The 19,400-nt window shown below is 69.2% G+C and carries 19 protein-coding genes; 8 read left to right on the top strand and 11 right to left on the bottom strand.

All coding sequences use genetic code 11. The features are described 5' to 3' along the window. Positions 1 to 15 precede the first annotated feature (15 nt). The 4 genes from sucD to ACW172_RS08055 form a co-directional block, all read right to left on the bottom strand. The gene (gene sucD / locus ACW172_RS08040) at positions 16 to 918 is read right to left on the bottom strand and encodes a succinate--CoA ligase subunit alpha (protein ID WP_492034655.1); all 903 of its coding nucleotides are present in this window, start codon (positions 916 to 918) and stop codon (positions 16 to 18) included. A gap of 57 nt (positions 919 to 975) precedes the next feature. Beyond that, positions 976 to 2,166 (bottom strand): ADP-forming succinate--CoA ligase subunit beta, encoded by a 1,191-nt coding sequence (gene sucC / locus ACW172_RS08045; RefSeq protein ID WP_492034656.1) that lies wholly within the window; start codon positions 2,164 to 2,166, stop codon positions 976 to 978. 150 nt (positions 2,167 to 2,316) lie between these two features. Next, a complete protein-coding gene (locus ACW172_RS08050) occupies positions 2,317 to 3,828 on the bottom strand; it encodes a spinster family MFS transporter (protein ID WP_492034657.1) in 1,512 nt (503 codons plus the stop codon). A 124-nt stretch (positions 3,829 to 3,952) separates the two neighbouring features. Beyond that, positions 3,953 to 6,166 carry a TonB-dependent receptor gene (locus tag ACW172_RS08055; protein ID WP_492034658.1) on the bottom strand — a complete coding sequence of 738 codons (2,214 nt, stop codon included), beginning with the start codon at positions 6,164 to 6,166 and terminating at the stop codon, positions 3,953 to 3,955. A gap of 180 nt (positions 6,167 to 6,346) precedes the next feature. Between ACW172_RS08055 and ACW172_RS08060 the strand changes: the two genes are divergently transcribed. Continuing rightward, complete coding sequence (locus tag ACW172_RS08060) at positions 6,347 to 7,060, top strand: TetR/AcrR family transcriptional regulator (protein ID WP_492034659.1); 714 nt, start codon at positions 6,347 to 6,349, stop codon at positions 7,058 to 7,060. On the opposite strand, the gene ACW172_RS08065 is transcribed toward ACW172_RS08060, so the two are convergent. Both ACW172_RS08065 and ACW172_RS08070 read right to left on the bottom strand, forming a co-directional pair. Then, the gene (locus ACW172_RS08065) at positions 7,057 to 7,566 is read right to left on the bottom strand and encodes a DUF2306 domain-containing protein (RefSeq protein WP_492034660.1); all 510 of its coding nucleotides are present in this window, start codon (positions 7,564 to 7,566) and stop codon (positions 7,057 to 7,059) included. The two genes, ACW172_RS08060 and ACW172_RS08065, sit on opposite strands and share 4 nt — an antisense overlap. 124 nt (positions 7,567 to 7,690) lie before the next feature. Further along, on the bottom strand, positions 7,691 to 8,386 hold the full coding sequence (locus ACW172_RS08070; protein WP_492034661.1) for a DUF2141 domain-containing protein: 696 nt from the start codon (positions 8,384 to 8,386) through the stop codon (positions 7,691 to 7,693). A 69-nt stretch (positions 8,387 to 8,455) separates the two neighbouring features. On the opposite strand from ACW172_RS08070, the gene ACW172_RS08075 reads away from it, so the two are divergent. Next, on the top strand, positions 8,456 to 9,262 hold the full coding sequence (locus tag ACW172_RS08075) for a LytTR family DNA-binding domain-containing protein (RefSeq protein WP_492034662.1): 807 nt from the start codon (positions 8,456 to 8,458) through the stop codon (positions 9,260 to 9,262). A gap of 12 nt (positions 9,263 to 9,274) precedes the next feature. Here ACW172_RS08075 and ACW172_RS08080 read toward each other — a convergent pair whose 3' ends face one another. From ACW172_RS08080 to ACW172_RS08090, 3 genes are all read right to left on the bottom strand, one after another. Further along, complete coding sequence (locus ACW172_RS08080) at positions 9,275 to 10,741, bottom strand: carotenoid oxygenase family protein (RefSeq protein WP_492034663.1); 1,467 nt, start codon at positions 10,739 to 10,741, stop codon at positions 9,275 to 9,277. Positions 10,742 to 10,882: 141 nt separating this feature from the next. Further along, positions 10,883 to 11,305, bottom strand: coding sequence for a DUF2141 domain-containing protein (locus ACW172_RS08085; RefSeq protein WP_492034664.1), 423 nt, complete (start codon positions 11,303 to 11,305; stop codon positions 10,883 to 10,885). A gap of 154 nt (positions 11,306 to 11,459) precedes the next feature. Continuing rightward, a complete protein-coding gene (locus tag ACW172_RS08090) occupies positions 11,460 to 11,882 on the bottom strand; it encodes a metallopeptidase family protein (RefSeq protein WP_492034665.1) in 423 nt (140 codons plus the stop codon). Between the two features lie 192 nt (positions 11,883 to 12,074). On the opposite strand from ACW172_RS08090, the gene ACW172_RS08095 reads away from it, so the two are divergent. After that, on the top strand, positions 12,075 to 14,408 hold the full coding sequence (locus ACW172_RS08095; protein ID WP_492034666.1) for a sensor histidine kinase: 2,334 nt from the start codon (positions 12,075 to 12,077) through the stop codon (positions 14,406 to 14,408). A gap of 40 nt (positions 14,409 to 14,448) precedes the next feature. Beyond that, positions 14,449 to 15,306: an HAD family hydrolase gene (locus tag ACW172_RS08100; RefSeq protein WP_492034667.1), complete on the top strand. Its 858-nt coding sequence runs from the start codon at positions 14,449 to 14,451 to the stop codon at positions 15,304 to 15,306. A 6-nt stretch (positions 15,307 to 15,312) separates the two neighbouring features. On the opposite strand, the gene ACW172_RS08105 is transcribed toward ACW172_RS08100, so the two are convergent. Together ACW172_RS08105 and ACW172_RS08110 are read right to left on the bottom strand one after the other, a co-directional pair. Beyond that, complete coding sequence (locus ACW172_RS08105) at positions 15,313 to 16,215, bottom strand: dienelactone hydrolase family protein (protein ID WP_492034668.1); 903 nt, start codon at positions 16,213 to 16,215, stop codon at positions 15,313 to 15,315. Between the two features lie 72 nt (positions 16,216 to 16,287). Further along, positions 16,288 to 16,920, bottom strand: coding sequence for an alpha-ketoglutarate-dependent dioxygenase AlkB family protein (locus ACW172_RS08110; RefSeq protein ID WP_492034669.1), 633 nt, complete (start codon positions 16,918 to 16,920; stop codon positions 16,288 to 16,290). Positions 16,921 to 17,028: 108 nt separating this feature from the next. Between ACW172_RS08110 and ACW172_RS08115 the strand changes: the two genes are divergently transcribed. From ACW172_RS08115 to ACW172_RS08130, 4 genes are all read left to right on the top strand, one after another. Next, a complete protein-coding gene (locus ACW172_RS08115; RefSeq protein ID WP_492034670.1) occupies positions 17,029 to 17,613 on the top strand; it encodes a helix-turn-helix domain-containing protein in 585 nt (194 codons plus the stop codon). A gap of 80 nt (positions 17,614 to 17,693) precedes the next feature. Further along, positions 17,694 to 18,119, top strand: coding sequence for a helix-turn-helix domain-containing protein (locus ACW172_RS08120; RefSeq protein WP_492034671.1), 426 nt, complete (start codon positions 17,694 to 17,696; stop codon positions 18,117 to 18,119). A 67-nt stretch (positions 18,120 to 18,186) separates the two neighbouring features. Continuing rightward, complete coding sequence (gene tsaB / locus ACW172_RS08125) at positions 18,187 to 18,915, top strand: tRNA (adenosine(37)-N6)-threonylcarbamoyltransferase complex dimerization subunit type 1 TsaB (protein WP_492034672.1); 729 nt, start codon at positions 18,187 to 18,189, stop codon at positions 18,913 to 18,915. Beyond that, positions 18,912 to 19,394, top strand: coding sequence for a GNAT family N-acetyltransferase (locus ACW172_RS08130; protein ID WP_492034673.1), 483 nt, complete (start codon positions 18,912 to 18,914; stop codon positions 19,392 to 19,394). Before tsaB ends, ACW172_RS08130 begins: the two co-directional genes overlap by 4 nt. Positions 19,395 to 19,400: the final 6 nt, after the last annotated feature.

A 19,400-nucleotide genomic window follows, 5' to 3' on the forward strand; every position in this document is an offset into this window, starting at 1 on the left:
TTTGGCTGAAGGGCTTTAGCCCTTCAGCACTTCGACGAGGGTTTTTCCGAGGCGGGCCGGGGAGGGCGACATCTTGATGCCGGCCGCTTCCATGGCCGCGATCTTGGATTCCGCATCGCCCTTGCCGCCAGAGACGACAGCGCCGGCGTGGCCCATGGTGCGGCCCTTCGGAGCGGTGCGGCCCGCGATGAAGCCGGCCATCGGCTTCTTGCGGCCCTTCTTGGCTTCGTCGATCAGGAACTGGGCGGCGTCTTCTTCGGCGCCGCCGCCGATTTCACCGATCATGATGATCGAGGTGGTTTCCGGGTCGGCCAGGAACAGTTCCAGGACGTCGATGAACTCGGTGCCCTTGACCGGGTCGCCGCCGATGCCGACGGCCGTGGTCTGGCCCAGGCCTTCGTTGGTGGTCTGGAACACGGCTTCATAGGTCAGGGTGCCGGAACGCGAGACGATGCCGACGTTGCCCTTCTTGAAGATGTTGCCCGGCATGATGCCGATCTTGCATTCGTCGGGCGTCAGGATGCCGGGGCAGTTCGGGCCCAGCAGGCGCGACTTCGACTTCTCGAGGCGGGCCTTGACCTTGACCATGTCCAGCACCGGGATGCCTTCGGTGATGCAGGTGATGAAGGGCACTTCGGCGTCGATGGCCTCGATGATGGCGGCCGCGGCGCCCGACGGGGGCACGTAGATGACCGAGGCGTCGGCGCCGGTGGCTTCCTTCGCTTCGGCGACCGAGGCGTAGATCGGCAGGGTCTCGCCGTGCGAGCCCGTCCAGTTGGTGCCGCCCTTCGACGGGTGCACGCCGGCGACCATCTGGGTGCCGTGATAGGCCAGGGCCTGTTCGGTGTGGAAGCCGCCGGTCTTGCCGGTCAGGCCCTGGACGATGATTTTCGTGTTCTTGTCGACGAGGATGGACATGGGTCTATCGATCTCTGGATGTGTCTGTCAGCGGAGCGGGGAAAGCTGAGCCGAGGCTCAGCCGACCGCCGCGACGATCTTCTGGGCGGCGTCGTCGAGGTCGTCCGCGGCCTGGATGGTCAGGCCGGATTCGTTCAGAATCTTCTTGCCCAGCTCGGCGTTGGTGCCTTCGAGGCGGACGACCAGCGGCACCTTCAGGCCCACTTCCTTGACCGCCGCGACCACGCCCTCGGCGATGACGTCGCACTTCATGATGCCGCCGAAGATGTTGACCAGGATGCCCTGGACGGCCGGGTCGGCGGTGATGATCTTGAAGGCCGCGGCGACCTTCTCCTTGCCGGCGCCGCCGCCGACGTCACAGAAGTTGGCCGGCTCCTTGCCGTACAGCTTGATGATGTCCATCGTCGCCATGGCCAGGCCCGCGCCGTTGACCATGCAGCCGATGTTGCCGTCGAGGGCGACATAGGCGAGGTCCCATTCCGACGCTTCGATTTCCTTGGCGTCTTCCTCGGTCTCGTCGCGCAGCTCCTTCATGTCCGGATGACGGAACAGGGCGTTACCGTCGAACGAGACCTTGGCGTCCAGGACGCGCAGATGGCCGTTCTCCATGACGATCAGAGGGTTGACCTCCAGCATCGCCATGTCCTTCTCGATGAAGGCCTTGTAGAGGGCGGGGAACAGCGACTTGCCGTCTTCGGCGGCGTCGCCGTTGAGGCCGTAGGCGGCGTTGATCCTGGCGACGTCGGCGTCGGTGACGCCGGTGTCCGGGTCGATGGCGATGGTCTGGATCTTCTCGGGCGTGTCGTGGGCGACGGCCTCGATGTCCATGCCGCCTTCGGTCGAGACGACGAAGGCGACGCGGCCGACTTCACGGTCGACCAGCAGCGAGCAGTAGAGTTCGCGGGCGATGTCGGCGCCGTCTTCGATGTACAGACGGTTGACCTGCTTGCCGGCGTCGCCGGTTTGCGCGGTCACCAGGGTGTTGCCGAGCATTTCCCTGGCGTTCTTGACCACGTCCTCGATCGAGAAGGCGAGGCGGACGCCGCCCTTGGCGTCGGCGGGCAGTTCCTTGAACTTGCCCTTGCCGCGGCCGCCGGCGTGGATCTGGGATTTCACGACATAGAGCGGGCCGGGCAGTTGCTTCGCTGCGGCCTCGGCCTGATCGGCCGAAGTGATCGGCACGCCTTCGGCGACCGGTGCGCCGAAGCCCTTCAGGACCTGCTTGGCCTGATATTCGTGAATGTTCATGGATCCGACGTCCTGTGGCGATGGCCTGGGGAAGAAAGTTGGCCGCGCTTATAGGCGTCGCTTGTTCGCAGGTGCAACCGTCTGTGATCACCCGTTACGCTATCGATCGGATCGGGCCCGGTATGGAAGGGCCGTGTGAAGGACCGGAGTCTAGTCGACCCAGTCCTTCTTCAACGTCCGCGAGGCCCCGAACAGCAGGGCCGAGGCCAGGACGTAGAAGCCGACGCCGGTGTAGATGGCCCAGCGCAGGCTCTCCTCGCCGAAGGTCGGGGCCAGAAGGTCGCTCATCCAGCCGAAGTAGAAGAAGCCGACGGCGAGACCCAGCAGGTTGTTGATCAGCAGGAACAGGGCCGAGGCGGTCGAGCGCATCGGGGCCGGGACCAGATGCTGGACCGCCGCCGTGACCGGACCCAGCCAGGCCAGGTTCAGGCCCGTGGGGATCAGGAAGATCAGGAAGGCGATGGTCAGGGACAGGCCCTGCGAGCCGCCGCCGGGAATGATCTGCTGGATCAGCCAGGCCGAGTTCATGGCCAGGATGAAGCAGGGGCCGGAGATCAGGAAGGCCACGGCTGGCGTCAGGGGGTAGGCGCCCTTGCCGCGCTTCGCCAGCTTGTCGGCGATCATCCCGCCCAGCCAGATGCCCGCCAGGCCGCCGATCAGGGCGATGCCGGAATAGTACCAGGAGGTCTGTTTCAGGGTCAGGTCGAAGCTGCGCATGAAGAACAGCGGCAGCCAGCCCGCGACGCCGTAGCCGCAGACCGAGGAGGAGGCGGCGCCCAGAGCCAGGAGCCAGAAGCTGGGCTTCTTGACGACGACCGAGGCCGTGGCCCTGGCGATCATCAGGGAGATGCCGATAACGAGGGCGAGGCCGCCGCCGAAGGCCCAGACCAGCGGATTGCCGGCGGAGACGCCCGCGAACTGGCCGAGGGCGGCGAGGATCATGCAGCCGGCGCCGAGACCCAGCATGATGAGCGAGGCGACGCGGCCCGGGCCGGTCGGGCCCGCGACGGCAGGGGCGGGAACAGCGGTGGGAGCGGCGCCGGCGTCGCTGCCGCCGCGCTTCGGATCGCGGATGGTCAGGCGTAGCAGGGGGGCTAGGATGAGGCCGATCAGGCCGACGGCGATGAAGGCGGTGCGCCAGCCGTAGGTCGCGGCCAGCAGGCCGCCGACCAGGGTCCCGGCGGCGGTGCCCAGCGGAATGCCGAAGGCGAAGGCGGCCAGGGCCCGGGCCCGGTGCTGCGGCGGGAAATAGTCGGCGATCAGGGAATAGGCCGGGGCCACCCCGCCCGCCTCGCCGACGCCCACGCCCATGCGGCACAGGAACAGCTGGCCGAAGGAGCCCGCCATGCCGCACAGGGCGGTGAAGCCGGACCAGACGGCGAGGGCGCCGGTCATGATCCAGACGCGCGAGAAGCGGTCGGCCAGCCAGGCGAGGGGAATGGCGAGGGTCGAATAGACCGAGGCGAAGGCGATGCCGCCCAGGAGGCCGAACTGGCTGTCCGACATCTTGAACTCGGCCTTCAGCGGGGCGGCGAGAATCCCGATGATCTGGCGATCCAGAAAATTCAGCATGTAGACGAGAACCAGGACCGCCAGGACGTAATAGCGGTATCCGCCCCGTTGCGCGGGGGCCTGCGGGGCGGTCGTGTCGGTCGTCGCCATGTCGCTTCCTCGGATTTTCTGGTTTTCGGTATGGTAACGGCCAAGGCGGCCGCCGCAACGAAAAAGGGCGGCGGCCCTGCGTCGCAGGAGACCGCCGCCCCTCTGTCAGACCGCTACGGTCCGATCAACGGCGCCAGGTCAGGCGGGCCGTGATGGTGCGCGGCGGGCCGTAGAAGGCGTCGATGGAGTTGTTGTAGGTGGCGGTGCCGAAGTTGTAGCCGCCGACCTTGTAGCGTTCGTCGGTCAGGTTCTTGCCGAACAGACCCAGCTCCCAGGCGCCCGAGGGCGAGGTCCAGGTCGCCGAGAGGTCGATCAGGGTGAAGGCCTTCTGGTCGAGCACCGGATCCGGGGCGTCGAACAGGTGGTAGTCGCCGCGATAGGAGGCCGAGGGGGTGATGCGCAGCTCGCCGCCCGCGACCTGATCCGACCAGGTCAGGCCGAGGTAGCCCGACCATTCCGGCGAGTTCTGCGGCTCGCGGGTGTTCGAGACGTCGACCGGCGTGCCGGTGGCCAGCGAAATGAACTTCTCGAACTCGTTCTTCAGATAGCCGACCGAGAAGTTGGCGGTGAAGTGGTCGTTGAAGAAGGCCGAACCTTCCAGCTCGGCGCCGTAGATGTGCGAGGCGCCGACGTTGTCGACCACCGAGGCGATGCCGACGGCCGGGGCCGTGGCCACCTGCTGGGTGGTGATCTGCTGGTCCTTGTAGTCGGCGTAGAAGATGGCCGAGGAGAAGTTCAGGAAGTGGTCGAAGGCCGACCCCTTCAGGCCCAACTCATAGTTGGTGACCGTTTCCGGCTCATAGCCGTTGACCGTCTGGGGCACGAGGGCCGCGTCGCCGCGCATGTCCCAGCCGCCCGACTTGAAGCCCTGGCTGATCGAGCCGTAGCCGGTCACATCGTCCGAGAAGTCGTAGGAGACGCTGAGGCGGGGCGTGAACTTCTCGAACGTCTTGGACGCCGTGTAGTTGGTGCGGGTCGCGAAGATCGGACGATCCACGCCGCCGGTGAACGGCGAGCGGGTGGCGCCCAGGTAGAACAGGCGCAGGACCTGGCCGTCCTTGTCGTCGCGGGTGTAGCGGCCGCCAACCGAGACGTGCAGGCGGTCGGTCAGGTCGTAGCTGACGTCGGCGAAGGCCGAATAGGACTTGGTGTCGACCGAACCGGCGGCCGCGATCGACAGGCCGAGGTTTCCGGCGATGGTATCGAAGGCGCCCGAGGCCGTGGCGTCCATGAAGAACAGGCCGGCGACGCCCGACAGCCGCTCGCCGGTATAGAGCAGCTGGAATTCCTGGGTGAAGGAATGGTCCGAATAGAGTGCCGGAATGTCCAGGGTCGGCAGCGGCGTTTCGTCGAAGTCGATAACGGTCTTGGTGTCGCCGGTCAGATAGGCGGTGATCGACTTCAGGGTGATCTGGTCGTTGAGCGTATACTCGCCGGTCAGGGAGACGCCGTCGGTCATCACCGACTGGTCGCCGGTCAGGCCCGCCTGGGTGTCATAGACATTGGCCGGGGGCAGATAGCCGCCGGTGGTCGAGGGCACTTCGCGGTGACCGTGGCGCGGCGCCGAGTCATCGTCGACGCGGTTGTAGGCGAGGCGGAAGAACAGGTCGTCCGTCGGGGTCCATTCCGCGCTGAAGCGGTAGGCGGTGACGTCCTTGTTGTAGTGTTCCTGGCCGGTGGTCAGGTTCGTCCCGTAGCCGTCGCGGGTGTAGCGGGCCACGGCGCCGCCGATGGCGAAGGTGTCGCTGAGCGGCAGGTTGACCGAGCCGAGGGCGTTGATCTCGCGATAGGAGCCCAGATCGGCGCGCAGCATGGCCGAGGGTTCATCGCCCAGGCGCTTGGTGACGTATTTGATCGCGCCGCCGATGGTGTTGCGGCCGTACAGGGTGCCCTGCGGACCGCGCAGGACCTCGATGCGCTGGATGTCGAAGATGTCCAGCACCGCGCCCTGCGGACGGGCGACATAGACGTCGTCGATATAGAGGCCGACGCCGGGCTCGAAGCCCCACAGCGGATCCTGCTGGCCGACGCCGCGGATGAAGCTGATCAGGGTGGAGTTGGAGCCCCGGGCGATCTGGACCGTGGCGTTGGGCGTCTGCTGCTGCAGGACGGTGATGTCGGTGGCGCCGGTCTGTTCCAGGCGGGCCGCGCTGAGGGCCGAGACCGCGATCGGCACGTCCTTCAGCTGTTCGTCACGCCGACGGGCGGTGACGACGACGTCCTCGACCGAGGCCGTGTCATCCTGCGGCGCGGGGGCCGCGGATTGGGCCAGGGCCCCGGTTGAAATAGCACTCCACGCCGCGCCGGCCAGCAGCGCGCTCTTGACGAGTCTGTTCATGGGGGTTGTCCCGTTCCTTTTGTTTCCAGCCCAATGACGCCGTTATTCAGCGTTCAATGATTTTCTCGAACCTGACCCTGTTTCGCCATTCTGTCAAACGGCCCAGCTTCGGATGACTGACGTGACGTCACCCTGTGGCGCCGTTGCACCGGCGCCGGTCGCGGGTCTAAGCCTGTGCCCATGAGTGAGATCGCCCCTCCGCCGGCCCGTCGCGGCCGCCCGCCCAAGGCCGCCGGCGCTCCCGCCGTGGACACCCGCGCCACCATTCTGGACGCGGCCGAGGACCTGTTTTCCAAGCACGGCTTCTATGGGGTCACCATCCGTGAGGTGGCGCGCGAGGCGGGGGTCGATACGGCTCTGGTCCACTATTATTTCGGAGCGAAGCGCGAGCTGTTCGATGCGGTCTTCATCCGCCGGGCCGAGGTCTGGAACAACGACCGGGTCGACGCCATCAACCGCTATGTCGAGGCCGCCGGGGCGGGGGCGACCCTGGAAGGGCTGCTGGAGGCCTTCCTCAGGCCGCCGTTCGAATGGTCGCTGAAGGGCGGGCCGGGCTGGAAACACTATGCCGCCCTCGTGGCCCAGACCAACGCCAACCCGACGTTCGGCGGCGAGACCATGGCCCGCTATTTCGACCCGGCCATCCACCGGCTGATCGAGCTGATCCGGGGCCTGATCCCGGGGTCGAGGGACGTCGACCTCTATTGGGCCTATCATAATCTGTCGGGGGCCCTGACCCTGACCCTGGGCGAGACGGGGCGTCTGGACCGGCTTTCCGGAGGCCTGGCCCGTTCGGGCGATCTGGAGAGCGCCTGCGACTATATGGTCCGGTTCGCGGCGGCGGGCATCCGCGCGGTGTGCGGGCCGACGGTCGTTCCGCAACCGCAGGGCTAGCCGAAGAACACCGCCCACATCAGTCGGCCCGGCAGGAAGGTGAAGGCGCCGGCGATCAGCAGCCCGCCGACGAACAGGGCGGCCATGGTGCGGCCGTGGGAGCCGATCCGGCCCGAGCGCACGTGCCAGATGCCCATCGGCAGGGCGATCAGGGTCCAGCCGGAGAGCAGGTGGATCAGGCTGAACGATCCCGGATTGATCGTGCGGATGAAGAAGGAGCTGATCGCCACGGTCGCCATGGCGACGACCCAGCTCCACCCGATGACGCGATGGGCCGCCGTGCCCTTGACCCCGATCAGCTGAACCGTACCGAGCGCCAGGGCCGTCAGGGCGGCGGCGATGTGGAGCTTGAGCACCCAGCCCTGACGCGCCAGCAGGCCCCAGTCGGGTGCATGGCCGAAACGCCGCGAAATCAGGACGGCCCCCGCCCCCGCGACAAGGGCGACGGCGGCCAGCAGCAGCAGACGGCGGGGCGTATAGGCGGAGGCGGGCGAAACGGCGGTCATGGCGGATCCTCGGGTGAGGTCCCGACCCTGACCCGTCGCCGGGCCGGATCACACCGCCGCTTCGCCGATGACCGCCGCTGCTTCGCGAACGGACAGGCCCCGACCTACGCCCGCCTTCAGGTCGTCAGAAGACGCCGCGCAGGACGATGCGCTGGGTCGCGCCGGCCGTGGTCAGCTCGAAGGCCGCGGTCTCGAAGGGCGGCATGCCGAAACGGGCGCGGGCGCTGTTGGAGAAGCCGAAGGGCTCGCTGGGGATGCCGATGCGGTTCTTGCTCAGCTTGCCGTCGCCGTTGGTGTCCTGAAAGGCGGCGATGACGTAGCGGCCGGGCTGCATGTTGGAGACGAAGGCGCTGGTGACGGCCCCCGTCCGCTGCAGGGTCAGGGCCCGGACGGGATTTTCGCTCCGGCGGTAGGACTCTTCGTCGCGGTAGATGGCCACGGCGATGCGGCCGTTGGTCTGGGGGGTCTCGATCTCGACCAGCAGGGTGGCGGTGGTCGTGCTGCGGGTCGGCCGGTTCTGGGTCGGGGGGATGATCGGGCGCGAAGGCGCGACGACGGGCGGCGCGACCGGAGGCGGGGCGGCTGTCGACGAGGCGGCGCCTTCGACGGCGGCTTCTGTCGTCACGGCTGAGCCTGCGGCCGAGCTCGACGCCGGGGTGGTCGACAGGGCGGTGGTCGGCGCGGCGGCGGCGGGCGCGACCGGGACCACCGGGGCGTTGCGCGGCGGCGGGGCCATGGGGGTCATGCCGGTCTGCTGGGCGAGGACGACCGGCGCCGGGGTCATGACAAACAGGGTCGTGACGGCGAGGATGATCTTCATTCCGGATGCGTTTCGTGGTCTCACAGCGTTATCGCCATCAACCATGACGGCGAACCGCCCTCGAATGCAATGAGTCCCATCCTGAATTCCCCCAATCCGTCAAACCGATCGGCCGATTTCGCGCTCCCCCGCAAGCCTCTGACCCTCGGCCTTGTTCGCGGCATTGTCGTGGCGGCGGCGGCCGGCGGGGTGTTCGCCTTCATGGGCGCCTTCGGGACGGGCGAGGCGCCGTTCGGCCTGCGTCTGGCCTACTGGGTCCCGGTGATGCTGGCCGGCGCCTTCTGGGGGCACCTGTGTTCACGGTTGATCGAGCGCTGGATCGATCTGGATGAAAGGCCGTGGCTGACGGTCGTGGCCCTGACCGCCGCCATCACCGGGCCGGTCTCGGTTCTGGTCTGGGCGGTGACGGGGCTGGTCTTCGACGGGCATCTCTATCCGCTGTCGGCCCTGCCCTATATGCTGATCCCGGTCGGGGTGGTGACCGCGACCCTGTCGGCCATCAACGTCTTCCTGTCCAAGGCCCAGCCGGTCCAGACCCATGCGGCCGAGGTGGGGGCGCCCGCCGCCCGCTTCCCCGACCGCCTGCCGATGAAGCTGAGGGGCGCGACGATCCGCGCCGTCCAGGCCGAGGACCATTATCTGCGCATCCACACCGACCGGGGCTCGGACCTGATCCTGATGCGGCTGGCCGACGCCCTGGAGGAGCTGGAAGGACTGGAGGGCGCCCAGACCCACCGCAGCTGGTGGGTGGCCCGGGACGCCGTGCGTGACGTCGCCCGAGGCGACGGCCGAGCCACCCTGTCGCTGGACGGCGGCCTGACCGCGCCGGTCAGCCGCCGCTATGCCAAGGCCCTCAGGGACGCGGGCTGGTACTAGAATCCCGAAACCCTAGCCCTTCCACGCCCCGTGGAAGCCGGCCGGCAGGGCCACGTCGGCGGTCCAGGTGGCGACCGGGCCGTCCGAGACGTGGGCGGCGTCGAAGACGTGCAACTCGGTCACCCCTGCGCGCAGGTTGATGGCGGGGCCGACCAGCCAGGCGTCGCGCTCGGCGCGGGCGTTCGGCCTGGGCACGAACACCGTCTCCTCGACGATATGGCCGATGCCGAACTCGAAGCTGTCGGACTTGCCCGAGGCCCAGTCCTGAACCGCCAGACCGGTGGGCAGGGGACGGTCCGGGGTTTCGCCCGCCGTATGGGCGGTCAGGGTGCGGTTGAGGCCGGCGAAGCGCGGATTGGCCTTGGGGAACTCGCCGACCACGCCGCTGGAGACCATGTCGGCGCGGCCGTCGGCGTGCAGGGTGACCAGTTTGAGCACGGCGGGCTCGCCGGGGACGCGGCCGCGTTGCTGGACCATGACGCGGGCGCCCTCGACCGCGAACTGGACGTCCTTGCCGGCCGCGACGTCGAAACGGATCGTGCCGTCGCGATCGGCCCAGGCATCGCCGAGATGGAAGAAGGAGAAGGTCGGCAGTTCGAACAGCCGGGTCTGCGTCAGGTTGGCCTTGTCCAGCACCAGGACCTGGGTCCCCATCTCCGGCTTCCAGGCGAACTGGCTGGCGAAGGGCATGGCGCGGTGATCGAACACCCAGGGCTGGAGCACGATCACCAGATGCCGGTCGGTGGCGGTGAAGTCGTGGAAATAGCTGTTGCGCGGCAGGCGCACGACCGAGGCCTCGATCAGGCCGCCGTCGGCGCGCAGATGCCAGACGATCATCTGGTCGCCGCTGGTCCCGACGTTCCAGACCGTGCCGTCCGGCGCATAGCGGGGGTGGGCCTGGAAGGGCATGCCCTTGAGGTCGTCGCGCAGGGTGACGAAGCTTCCGGTGGCGAGGCTGGACGGGTCCATGGCCAGCGGCGAGCCGCCCTCCCACAGGGCCCAGACGCTCTCGCCCGCGACCATGACCGAGGTGTTGGCGACATTGGCGGCGTCGTTGGAATCCACCCGGGCGCGGCGGTCGCCCGCCGTGCCGAAACCGGGGGTGACGATGGCGTCGAGCTCGGTCTCATGGCGGCGCTTGGGGGTGTCGGCGAACCGGGCCTGAAGCGTCGCCCGGCCGTCGCGGATGTCGAAGGACCGCATCAGGCCGTCGCCATCGAACCAGTGGGTCGCCGAGCCGCCCGGGCGACGGAATTTCGCCGGACCGTTCCGGAACAGCGTCCCCTCCAGCCCCGCCGGCGCCCGGCCGTGGGTCAGCCTCAGGGCTTGCGGCGCGACATCGCCTTCGAGGTCGCGGGTGGCGAGCGCCCAATCAGCGGTGGCGTCCAGCGCGGCGGCGGCGCGCACCATCTCAGGCGTGGCGACGGCGGCGGACAGGGCGGCGGCGCCCATCAGGAAGTTGCGGCGGGTGGGGGTCATGGTCGCACTCGGCAGAAGAAGATTTGGGGGAAGGCCGGGGGTTTGGGGGCTCAAGCAGCGCGAAGCGCGTTAGCCCCCGGGAGGAAGCGCGGGTTTGGGGGCTCAAGCAGCGCGAAGCGCGTCAGCCCCCAGAGAAAAAGATCAGCGCAAGCTGATCGTCTGGGCGGTGTCGCCCTCGACGGTGAAGTGCGCCTGCTCCCAGGTCGCCGGGCCCATGTTTCCACGGGCGTTGTTGGAGAAGGCATAGGGCTCGGTCGGCATGCCGAAGGGGTTGGTGTTCATGCGGCCGTCGCCGTTGACGTCGTGGAACGACTTCACGGCGTAGTCACCGGCGGGGACGGTGAAGGTCGCCGTGTGCTGGCCGGCGGCGACATCGATCATGGCCTGGGCGACCGGGGCGCCCTGACCGCCGTAGGCGGCTTCACTGTTGAACAGCACCACCATGATCTCGCCGGTCGCGGCGGCGGTGTCGAAGGTCAGGGTGACGGTGGAGTCGTCAGCGGCGAAGGCGGGGGCCGCGACGAGCAGGGCGGCGGCGAGAGCGGAGAGGGCGAAGGCTTTCATGGCGGCGATCCTGAGAGGGGGAGCCCAACGGCCGGGCTCCGATGTCCCGACCGTGCCGCCGTCCCTCCCGCCTCGCCACCGGCTCTACGGCTGCGACCGCCGTCCGTTCGCGAACGACCACGCCTGTGCGTTCACGAAGCGCGAACGGACACCGTCAGTCCGCCTCATCCTCGATCGCGTGGATCTGGTCGTCGTCGAGGCCGAAGTGGTGGCCGATCTCGTGGATCAGGACGTGGGTGATGATCTCGGCCAGGCCGACGTCGCCGCGCTCGCACCATTCGTCGAGGATGGGGCGGCGGTAGAGGAAGATGCGCGAGGGCTCGATCGCCGGCCCCATGGAGTCGCGCCGGCCGATATCGACGCCGTGATAGAGGCCGCTGAGCTCGAACGGGTCCTCGATGCCGAAGCTCGCCAGGGTCTCGTCGTCGGCGAAGTCGTCGATGCGGAACACCACCTCGCCCGCCGCCGCGCGGAATTCCTCGGGCAGGTCGGCGAAGGCCTGTTCGGCCAGCCGGGCGAAGTCGTCGAGCGAGGGGGCGAGCTGGTCGGTCCAGGCGGAGGAGGGGGTGTCGGGCATAGGGGCCGGAAGTGACTGGGGACTAGGGACTAGGGATGGGGGCAGTCGCGGCGAAAAGCGAGGCCTCGGACGGTGGGAATCCAGAGGCAATACGTCGCCCCCAATCCCTGGTCCCTGGTCCCTGTCTCCCGCCCCCATGCAAATCACCCGTCTTAAGCTATGGTGAATCATCGAATCGGCGGGTGAGGATTGATGGCGGAGGCCGAAATCGCCTTTGTGGCGGCGGCAGGTGCGGCGGGTCTGGCGCTGGCGGTCAGCGCCTGGGCCTGGCGGCTGCGCGGTCGGCTGGCCGCGCGCGAGGACGAGGTCGAGGCCTGGGAGGCCCAGCGCGCCGCCGCCCTGTCCGAGCGCGACGGGGCTCTGACGGCCTTCGAGGACCTGCGCATCGGCCTGACCTCCGACGGCGGCGTCACCACCCTTCTGGGCCCGACCGAGGCCGTGGTCGCAGCCCGCGCGGCCCTGTGTCCCGAGGACGAGGGCGCCGACGACGCCGTGGTCCTGGCCAGCGCCGTCCATGCCGCCTGGCCGACCCAGATCCGCGCCCTGGTCGAACAGGGCGAGGCCTGCGACCTGCGCATCGACACCACGACCGGCGGCTGGGCCGTCGAGGGCCGGCTGTCGGGCGGCGTCGCCTGGCTGAGGCTCTATCCGATCCGGGCCATGGTCTCGGGCGTCGAGGCCAGTCTGGGCCTGCTGACCGACGCCTCCCCGGCCCCGACCTGGGTGATCGACGCCGAGGGCAAGCTGCTGTGGGCCAACCGGGCCTGGCTGGGTGAGGTCGATGCGGCGTCTCTGGAAGAGGCGCGCGACAGGGGCCTGGTCTTCGATCGCGGCGCCGAGGCCTTGCTGAACGAGGCCGGTCGCATCGGGGTGCGGCAGGAAGGCTTCCGCTGGACCACCGGGGGCGGCCGCCGCCGCGCCTGGCGCATCGTCGCCGAGCCCCTCGCCCGGACCGGGGCCCTGGCCGGCGCCGTCCTGGCCTTCGCCATCGACATGACCGAGGCCGAGGAGACGCGCGACACCCTGCGCCGTCACGTCGAGGCCCATGACGAGACCCTGAACCACCTCGCCGACGCCGTGGCCATCTTCGGCCCGTCCAAGCGGCTGGCCTTCCACAACGTGGCCTTCCAGCAGCTGTTCAACATCGACCCGGCCTGGCTGGACGAGCGCCCGACCCACGCCGAGCTGCTGGACCGGCTGCGCCAGAAGCGCCAGCTGCCCGAAGTCGTCGACTATGCCGGCTGGAAGGCCGGGGAGCTCGACTTCTACGGCGCCTCCGAGGCCGCGCCGGACGACAGCTGGTCCCTGCCCGACGGCCGCACCCTGCGCGTCGTGCGCCAGCCGCACCCGCTGGGCGGCATTCTGTTGCTGTTCTCGGACATCACCGACGAGCTGAAGCTGCGCAGCCGCTACAACGCCCAGATCCAGGTCCAGACCGCGACCCTCGACAAGCTGAACGACGCCGTCGCCGTGTTCGGCTCGGACGGACGGCTGCGGCTGCACAACGAGGCCTTCGAGAGCTTCTGGGATGTCTCGGCCGAGCGTCTGGCCGAGGCTTCGGACTTCGACGCCGTCGCCGATCTGGCCAAGGAAACCCTGCCCGATCCGGCTCTGTGGCTGGGGCTGAAGGCACGGGTCGCCGATCCCGATCCCGAAAGCCGGGTGCCGATCTCGGGCGAGGGCCGCACCGCCGACGGCCGCATCGCCGCCTGGCAGACCCGCCCCCTGCCGGACGGCGCGACCCTGGTCGCCTTCTCCGACGTCACCGCCCGACGCGAACTGGAACAGGCCCTGGCCGCGAAGGCTGTGGCGCTGGAGGAAAGCCAGGCCCTGAAACGGGAGTTCGTCGGCTCGGTCAGCTATGAGCTGCGCACCCCCCTGACGACCATCGTCGGCTATTCGGAGCTGCTCGAGACGCTGGGCAATCTGAACGAGCGCAACCGCCAGCACGCCGGGGCCATCCGCGTCGCCGCCAGCCAGCTGGCCCGTTCGATCGACGACGTTCTGGACATGGCTCAGATCGACGCCGGGGAGATGGAGCTGGCGCTGGGCGATGTGCGCATAGAAGACCTGTTCGCCGCCGCCGCCGACCGCTATCGCCCGCGCATCGAGGGGCGCGGCGCCCGGCTGATCGTCAACCCGGTAGAGACCGTCAGCGCCATTCGCGGCGACGCCCGCCGCATCGCCCAGGCCCTGGACCACCTGCTGGAAAACGCCACCCGTTCGGTCGCCGAGGACGGTGTCGTCACCCTGCGCGCCGAGGGCAATGCCTCGGAGATCCGCATCCGCGTCGAGGACACCGGGCGCGGCATTCCCTACCATCTGCAGGCCCACGTCTTCGACCGCTTCGTGCGTCGCGACCGGGGCGGCCCGGGCGTCGGACTGGCGCTGGTCAAGGCCCTGGTCGAGCTGCACGGCGGCTGGGCCGAGGTGGAATCGGAGCCCGGCAAGGGCGCCGCCTTCATTCTGCACCTGCCCGTCGACGCCCAGAGCGACGCGGCGGCCCCGGAACTGCAGCTGGGCTGACCGGATTTCAAAGCCCGCGGGAACGGGATAGAGGAGCCGCATGACCGAGCTTCTCAAGACCGCCATCATCTACGACTTCGACGGCACCCTCGCACGGGGGAACATGCAGGAGGTGACCTTCATCCCGTCGCTGGGCATGGGCATCGGCGACTTCTGGGGCGAGGCGGACCGGCTGACCAAGTCGAACGACGCCGACAACATCCTGATGTACATGCAGCTGATGCTGCAGCGGGCGCGCGAGCACGGCGCCCCCATCACTCGCAAGCTGCTGGCCGGCCACGGCGAGGACGTGAAGCTGTTCGACGGACTGAAGTCCGACCTGACCGGCAAGGGCTGGTTCGAGCGGATCAATGAGACCGGCGCCAAATACGGCCTCGATATCGAGCACTACATCATCTCGGCGGGCCTCGAGGAAATGATCGACGGCTGCCCGATCCGCGACGCCTTCCACCACGTCTTCGCATCCAAGTTCGCCTATGACGACACGGGCACGGCGATCTGGCCGGCAGTCGGGGTCAACTACACAACCAAGACCCAGTATCTGTTCCGCATCAACAAGGGCGTGCTGAACCACTGGGACCACGAGCGGATCAACAAATTCGTCGCCGACGACGACCGGCCGGTGCCGTTCGAGCGGATGATCTTCCTCGGCGACGGGGACACCGACGTCCCGACCATGAAGATGATGCACACCAAGGGCGGCTTCTCGATCGCCGTCTACGACCCCCAGAACACCGCCCGCGACCAGAAGAAGGTCTACAGCCTGATCTCCGAGGACCGGGTCAATTTCGTCGCCGCGGCCGACTATCGCGAGGGGCAGCCGCTGGATCTGATCGTCAAGGGGCTGATCGGCCGGATCGCCATCACGGCCGGGGTGATGCCGGCCAGCGAAGCCTGATCCCGCTTACTTCAGCTTCGCCTCGAAGACCTTGAGCAGCCTGGCCCAGCCGTCGGCGGCGGCGTCGGCCTTGTAGCTGGCGCGGTAGTCGGCGTGGAAGCCGTGCTGGGCGCCCGGATAGACCACGATCTCGCTGGTGGTGTTCCCCGCCGAACGCAGGGCGGCGCGCATGGCCTCGACCGCCGTCTGGGGAATGCCCTGGTCGAGCTCGCCGTAGAGACCCAGCACCGGGCATTTCAGATCGTCGGCCAGTTCGACGGGCCAGGGGGTGCCGGCCGAGGCCTGTTCGGGGGTGGCGGTCGCCGACGGGGCCAGCTGGCCGTACCAGGCGACGCCCTGATCGAGGACGGGGAAGCGGGCGCAGGCCTGCCAGACCACCTTGCCGCCCCAGCAATAGCCGGTGATCCCGACCTTGTCGCCATTGGCCCAGAGCTGGCGGCTGGCCCAGTCCAGGGTCGCCGAGACGTCGCCCATGACCTGTTCGTATTTGGCCGCGCCGACGATCTGGCGGATGCGGGTCATGTCGGACAGGGGCGCCGGATCCTCAACGCGGACGAAGAAGGCCGGGGCGATGGCCGCATAGCCCTGTTTGGCCAGACGGCGGCAGATGTCCTGGATATAGGCGTGGACGCCGAAGATCTCGGACACCACGATCACGACCGGGAAGGGGCCGTCGCCCTCGGGGCGGGCCACATAGGCGGGCAGGGCGAAGCCGTCGGGGGCCGGATATCTGACATCTGCCACGGTCAGGCCGTGGGAATCCGTGACGATCGGCTCGGCGGACTGGGCCAGGGCGGCGACCGCATACTGGCTGAAGAAGAGGCCGCCGACGGTCGCGGCGCCGAGCGTCCGTCGCGAGAATTTCAGGTCTTCGGCGGTCTGGCCTTCGGGACGGATCAGGACGGTCATGCGGCGCTCCGGAACGGGTCGGGTTTGTAGGCGACGGGGACCTTGATCCCGACCGCGGCGACCGTCGAGTCCCTAAAGCGCCCGGCGCAGTGTCAGATTGAGGCGCCCGCCCCCCGGGATCAGGCGCGACGAGCCCTCCAGCACCCGGGCGATCCCATGCCGCGCCAGCCTTGCCGGCCCGGTCAGGGCGCAGACGTCGCCGGAGGTCAGGCGGAAGGTCCGGGTCTTGCCAGTGGGATTTGGGCCGCCCTCGGCCGGGCCGATGCGGAAGGTCGCGGTGTCGCCCAGCGAGACCGACAGGACCGGCGCGGCGTGATCCGCCTCGTCGCGATCCTGATGCAGCCCCATCTTCGCCCCGTCACGATAGAGGTTGACCAGACAGGCGTCGGGCGGAGCGGGCCAGCCCGTCAGGCGATCCCAGAGGTCAAGCAGCACGGGCGGGATCGGCGGCCACGTCTCACAGGTCTCTGGATGGATCGGTTGATAGCGGTAGCCGTCGCGGTCAGAGACCCAGCCGAGCGGGCCGAGGTTGGTCATCCGCACCGAGAAGGGCCGCCCGCCCGGCGTCACGGGGCGATAGAGGGGCGCGGCTTCTATCGCGGCGAAGACCTCGGCGACCAGGGCCGCCTGTTCCGTCTCCGACAGGGCGGCGGGCCACAGGCGAAAGCCGGGCAGGCCGGTCGGGATTTCGGACGGCGGACTCATGAGGACAGTCTACCCCGACGTCGTTTCAGTGAAACCATTTCGTTCTGGCCGCCTTGCCGGAAGCCTGTCATTTTCCGCCGCATGCCCCGCTTTGAACAGGACAGCGACGTGCGCGCCCTCGGCGAGGCCCTGGCCGGCCTGCGCCGCGACCGCGGGCTGAGCCAGGCCGAGGCCGGCGCCCGGCTCGGCATGACCAGTCAGGGCTGGGGCCTGTACGAGGCCGGCAAGCGGCCCGGCCTGTTCCGCCCCGACGTTCAGCGGCGTCTGACCGCCGCCCTCGACGCCAGCCCCGAAGACCTCGCCCTCGCCGCCGCCCGGATCGCCGCCGATGTCCCCGTCGCACCGCCCGCGAGGGGCGTCGAAAGCGGCGGACGCGGTTGGGGCGGCGCTCCGGTTCTCGCCCCGGCTCTGGAATTGGCTTCCATCGAACGCCTTCAGCTCTCCAACGACGACCTCGCTCCCTGGGCCGCCTCGGGCGTGGTGCTGGAGTTCGATCCGGGCCGCTGGCCGCGCCGGGATCAAGGCTGCGTCATCGACCTGACCGACGGCTCGCGCCTGATCCGCCTCTATGACCGCGCCGACGCCGACCGCCTCTATCTGCGGGGCGGCCCCGGCGGACTGAACGCCGAGACCGTGCTGGACCGGGGCCGCGCCGCCCGCGTCGCCGCCGTCATCGCCCGCCTCGATCCGTAATGCGGGATCAATGAAACGAATAAGTTGCAAATGGTTTCGTTTCATGAAACTCTGCTCTCCGGATAGCGCTGGAGGGATGGATGCCGAGATCGCCGGACCAGGTGGACGCCTTCGTCGGGGCGCGCATCGCCCAGCGCCGCGCCGCGCTCGGCCTGTCGCAACAGGCGCTTTCGGATCGGCTGGGCATCAGTCCCCAGCAAATCCAGAAGTATGAGGCCGGGACCAATCGGGTTTCGGTCTCGCGCCTGCACCGGATCGCCACCGTGCTCGCCACCTCGACGGCCGGCTTCTTCCCGCCGCCCGCGCCGGATGCGGCCCCGGCCAGTATGGCGACCGGGCCCCGCAAGAGCGGCTCGGACGCGGCCGAGGCCGAATGGCTGACCGGTCTGCGCTTCCTGAGCGCCAGCGTCGAGGGGCGGGCAGTGGCGACCGGCTTCGGCCTGATCGAGAGCCGCGAGGCCCGGCGGGCCGTGGCGACCATCGTGGACGCTCTGGCCTCGCGGTAACCGGCCGCTGACCATCCACGCGGCGAAGGCCTCGCCATCCGGGCCCTGCGCGGATAGAGGTCCGCCCATGAAGGTCCTCGTCATCGATACGGCGCTGAACGCCTGCACCGCCGCCGTCTTCGACGGCGACCGGCCGCTCGGCGTCCGCATCGAACCCATGGCCAAGGGGCATCAGGAGCGGATCGGCGGTTTCGTCCGCGACGCCGTGGCGGAGGCGGGCGGCTTCGAGGGCGTCGAGCGCATCGGCGTCACCGTCGGCCCCGGCTCCTTCACCGGCCTGCGTGTCGGCCTCGCCTTCGCCCAGGGGCTGGGCGCGGCGCTCGGCGTGCCGGTCGTCGGGATCTCGACCCTGGCGGGACTGGCGGCCTCCGCCCTGGACATCGATGCATCGATCGCCATCGTCGCCGCGATCGACGCCCGCCGGGGCCAGGTCTATGTCCAGACCTTTCTCGACGGCGTTCCGACCAATGCCGCAGCCGCCATCCGGATCGAAGACGCTTTCGGGATCGCGACCGAGGGCCATATCGCCTCCACCGTCGTGGGCAGTGGCGGACCGTTGATTCTGGAGCCCATGTTGCGGGGCGCGCCGCCGCCCTCGTCACCCGATGAACTGGACGTTCGCGCCCCGGGCTTCGCGCCCGCCCTCATTACCGTCCCGACCCCCGCCGCCCTCGCCGCCCTGACGATCGCCGCTGATCCGGCGACCTCCCCGCCCGCACCGCTCTATCTGCGCGCGCCCGATGCGACTCCGCCGACCCGCCTGCCCGGTCAGGCGCGACCTGCGAAGCCGTCGTGACCGAATCATCCGCTTCCGGGCTGACCGTCTCCCCCGGCCCGGAGGACGCGCCCGACCTCGCCTCCGCGCTTGCCGCCATCCACGCCGAGGCCTTCTCCAGCCCTTGGGACGCCCCCGCCCTGGACAGCCTTCTGGGGCAGGCCGGGGTCTTCGCCGTCCACGCGACCGACGGCTTCATCCTGTGCCGCGTGGTGCTGGACGAGGCCGAGATCCTGACCCTGGCCGTCCGTCCCGCCGCCCGCCGCGCGGGGCTGGGCGCGCAGTTGACCCGGGTCGCTGCCGAAATCGCCGCTCGCGCCGGGGCGATCAGCCTGTTCCTCGAGGTCGCCGAGGACAATGCCGGCGCCCGCGCCCTCTACGCCCGCCTCGGCTTCGTCGAGACCGGTCTGCGCAGAAACTACTATGAAAAAGCCGACGGCAGCCGCGTCGATGCGCGACTTCTCGCACTCAACCTGCAAGAGCGGCTTCCCTCCGGCTGAGGTCGC

This window comes from Brevundimonas sp. ALps5 (assembly GCF_058681645.1).